General features: G+C 39.0%; 1 protein-coding gene. It reads left to right on the forward strand.

What is annotated here, in order from left to right; all coding sequences use genetic code 11:
* Positions 1-1,228 (forward strand): IS3 family transposase gene (locus tag WAX46_RS15630; RefSeq protein WP_336494316.1). Its coding sequence is split into 2 segments (ribosomal slippage), with 1,229 coding nucleotides annotated over them: positions 1-383 and positions 383-1,228; the frame shifts between segments, so codons are not numbered across the junction. This gene is flagged as partial in the annotation.

Genomic DNA, 1,228 nt, shown 5'->3' on the forward strand with positions numbered 1-1,228 from the left:
GAGCTTGCTTAGAATTGCAAAACAGATTGGCGTGAACAAAAGTATACTTCAATATTGGGTCAGAAAGTATCAATATCATGGCGAAAAAGCTTTTTCAAAGTCATATACAAATTATCCAGTCCGATATAAACTAGACGTACTTGACTATATGAATGAACATGGGACGTCTATCCTGGAAACAGCTGCACTCTTTAATCTGCCATCTGATACCACGCTTTGGAACTGGCAACGCATCATGGAAACTCAAGGAGTAGACGCCCTTCAACCTAAGAAAAAGGGGCGTCCGTCTATGAAAAAGAAAACTGGAAAACAAGAAATAACGAAAGGATCAATGGAAGCGTTACAGGCAGAAGTAGAACATTTGCGCATGGAAAATGAGTATTTAAAAAAGTTGAATGCCTTAGTTCAAAACAAGGAACAATCACCAAACAAGACAAAGCGCAAGTAGTCTATGATTTAAGGCATAAATATCCGGTGAAAGCACTTCTTAAGCTCGCATGTATTCCGCGCAGTACCTACTATTACTTGATCAAGCATTTGGATCGTCCTGATCAGGATGCCGAACTGAAAAAGATGATTCAAACCATTTATAAGGAACATCAAGGACGTTATGGATATCGCCGGATTCGTGATGAACTATTCAACCGAGGACAAAAGGTGAATCACAAAAAAGTCCAGCGCATCATGAAAGCCCTAGGGCTAAAATGTATGGTCCGCGTGAAGAAATATCGTTCATACAGAGGCACAGTGAACAAAATAGTGCCTAATATTTTGGCTCGTCATTTTCAAGCGGATAAGCCAAATGAGAAATGGGTCACAGATATGACGGAGTTCAAATTATTTGGTCAGAAGCTCTATCTTTCGCCCATATTAGATCTATTTAATGGTGAAATCATTACCTATACAATCGGTTCAAGACCTGTTTATTCTCTCGTCTCAACGATGCTTCATCAGGCATTCAACCGTTTAGATGAAGAGGAAAAACCGATGATACATTCTGATCAAGGGTGGCATTACCAAATGAAGCGATATAGACACGCCTTAAAAAAGCGTGGCATTACACAGAGTATGTCCCGAAAAGGTAACTGTTACGATAACGCAGTTATCGAGAACTTCTTCGGTATCTTAAAGTCTGAATTTCTATACCTAAAAGAATTTGAGGACATCGAACACTTCAAGCAAGAACTTGAACAATATATTGATTACTACAATCACACACGTATAAAGA

It is taken from the genome of Bacillus sp. FJAT-53060 (assembly GCF_037104745.1).
Lineage (GTDB): Bacteria > Bacillota > Bacilli > Bacillales > Bacillaceae > Bacillus > Bacillus stratosphericus_B.